This is a genomic window from Streptococcus parasanguinis, from assembly GCF_001578955.1.
Taxonomy (GTDB): Bacteria; Bacillota; Bacilli; order Lactobacillales; family Streptococcaceae; genus Streptococcus; species Streptococcus parasanguinis_U.
The window spans coordinates 181,057-183,940 of the sequence record NZ_KQ969689.1; the positions used below are offsets into that span (position 1 = coordinate 181,057).

The window sequence follows — 2,884 nt, forward strand, 5'->3', positions numbered from 1 at the left end:
TTTGCTGGATCAATTTGAAAAGAAGCGGACCGATCTAAGAGAGCTTGAATGAATGACCACAATGAAAACTTTATGAAAATTTCATAATTTTGGTTGTCAGTCTTGAAAAAAAGGAGTAGAATAACCCCTGTTTTATGAAAAGAGGCAGGGAATTCCCGGCCTCATGATCTTTTTTTCAAGGAGTTTTTTATGTTTTCAACATTGAAAAAATGGTTTATTGGCCGTCCGTTGAAATCTGGTGTAGAAGGTGAAGGCGGATTGCTAGGGAAAATGCAGGCCTTGGCCATGCTCTCTAGTGACGCACTTTCTTCTATTGCCTATGGTCCAGAGCAAGTTATCTTGGTCTTGATGACCGTATCAGCGGGAGCCATTTGGTGGTCCATTCCGATTGGGATTGTGGTCCTGGTTCTTCTAGCTAGTTTAACGATTTCTTATCGTCAGGTCATTCATGCCTACCCTCAAGGGGGAGGGGCCTACATGGTGACTACGGAGAATTTGTCTCCCAAAGCGGGATTGATCGCTGGTGGCAGTCTCTTGGTCGACTACATGCTGACAGTAGCGGTATCTGTTTCTTCCGGTGCAGATGCCATCACGTCAGCGATTCCATCTCTTCATCCTTATAATCTTCACATTTCCATTTTGTTGGTCTTGATTTTGATGCTGATGAACCTTCGGGGACTGCGCGAATCGGCCACATCGTTGATGATTCCGGTCTACCTGTTCATTGTCAGTACTATTGCCTTGATTGGCTATGGTGTGATCCAAATTTTGACGGGCCATTTGGCCTATAACGCAACTGCTCATGTGGGTCAAACCATTTCAGGGGTTAGTGTCATTCTCTTATTGAGGGCCTTTACAAGTGGATCAGCTTCCCTAACAGGTGTTGAAGCTATCTCCAATTCGGTTCCTTTCTTTAAGAAACCAAAAGCAAAGAATGCAGCTTCTACCTTGACCATTATGGCTTTGATTTTGGGGATCATGTTTGCAGGGATTACCTTCCTCAATTACTGGGTGGGTGTCGTTCCGGCTAAAGGGGTAACAACTCTAGCCCAAATGGCCCAAGCCATCTTAGGGAATTCCCCAGTTGGACAAGCCTTCTTTTACGTCTTCCAATTATCAACAGCCTTGATCTTGGCAGTTGCGGCTAATACCGGTTTCTCAGCCTTTCCAATGTTGGCCTTTAACATGGCAAAAAATAAATACATGCCACACATGTATATGGAAAAAGGGGATCGTCTGGGCTATTCTAATGGGATTTTGACCTTGGCGATTGGTGCCATCGTCTTGCTCTTGATTTTTGATGGGCAAACAGAAAGCTTGATTCCGCTTTATACCATCGGGGTCTTCATTCCTTTTGCCCTTTCTCAAACAGGGATGGTGATCCACTGGAAACGCCAATATCAAAAAGGATTTCTTAAGTATTCGCTTGCCAATATCCTGGGGGCAGCCATCTGTTATGGGATTGTCTTGATCCTCTTATTATTCCGTTTGCGTGAGATCTGGCCCTTCTTCCCTATTATTGGTCTCTTGCTTTGGATGTTCTTGAGTATCCGTAATCACTATGATAAAGTTGCGGCTCAATTGCGCTTGGGAGGTAAGATTGAAAAGACAAGTTATGCGGGCAATACCGTGATTGTCCTTGTTGGGAATGTCACTCAGGTAAGTGTGGGAGCTATGAGTTATGCAAATAGCCTAGGAAACGATGTTATAGCTATGCACGTCTCAACGGAAGAAACCAAGGTTAAAGATGCGGAAGTGGCGGAAGAATTTAAGCATTATTTCCCTCATATTCGCTTTGAAAATGTCATGACGAGTTACCGGGATATTATCCAGCCAACAGTTGAATTTGTCTCAAAAGTAGCTGAGGAGGCCAAGGAAAAAGGCAACACCGTTACAGTCTTAGTCCCTCAATTTATTCCTAAAAAACATTGGCAAAATATTCTCCACAACCAAATGAGTTTGAAATTGAAGTATGCACTTCGTTGGCATGAAGAAGTGGTTGTGGCAAGCTATTCTTACCATTTGTCTGAATAAACACCGTATATAGAAAAGATGTCTGCTTGAGCAGGCATCTTTTTGGATTTTCTTACACGAAAAAAACCACTCGAAAGTCTTGTAAGATACAGCCTTGATCTTGAAAAAATGTTTAAAAAATGCTAGAATAAAAAGAACATTTTAGATTTTGAAAAATTCAAAGTAAGGAAAAAAATGGCAAATTTATTAAAAACAATTATTGAAAATGATCGAGGCGAAATCAAACGCCTTGAAAAAATGGCTGACAAGGTCTTTTCTTATGAAGACCAAATGGCAGCTTTGACGGATGACGAATTAAAAGCGAAAACAGTTGAGTTTAAGCAACGCTACCAAGATGGTGAGTCTTTGGATGATCTCTTGTACGAGGCTTTTGCAGTTGTTCGTGAAGCTGCAAAACGGGTTCTTGGTTTGTTCCCATACAAGGTTCAGGTCATGGGGGGAATCGTCCTTCACCATGGTGACGTTCCAGAGATGCGTACAGGGGAAGGAAAAACCCTGACAGCCACCATGCCGGTATACTTGAATGCCTTGTCTGGCAAAGGGGTACACGTTGTTACCGTCAATGAATACTTGACCGAGCGGGATGCAACAGAGATGGGAGAACTTTACTCATGGCTTGGTCTTTCAGTAGGGATCAACCTTGCAGCAAAATCTCCAGCTGAGAAAAAAGAAGCTTACCTCTGTGATATCACTTACTCAACCAACTCAGAGATCGGGTTTGACTACTTGCGTGACAACATGGTTGTGCGCGCAGAAAACATGGTTCAACGTCCATTGAACTATGCCTTGGTCGATGAGGTAGACTCCATCTTGATTGACGAAGCCCGTACTCCATTGATCGTTTCTGGTC

At 43.0% G+C, this 2,884-nt stretch carries 1 protein-coding gene and 1 pseudogene; both read left to right on the top strand.

Going from position 1 to position 2,884, the window contains the following annotated elements; genetic code table 11:
• Window positions 1-189 precede the first annotated feature (189 nt).
• Window positions 190-2,034, top strand: coding sequence for an APC family permease (locus SPADD19_RS00830; protein WP_061454957.1), 1,845 nt, complete (start codon window positions 190-192; stop codon window positions 2,032-2,034).
• 174 nt (window positions 2,035-2,208) lie between these two features.
• Window positions 2,209-2,884, top strand: a pseudogene (locus tag SPADD19_RS12210) (preprotein translocase subunit SecA); the annotation flags it as partial.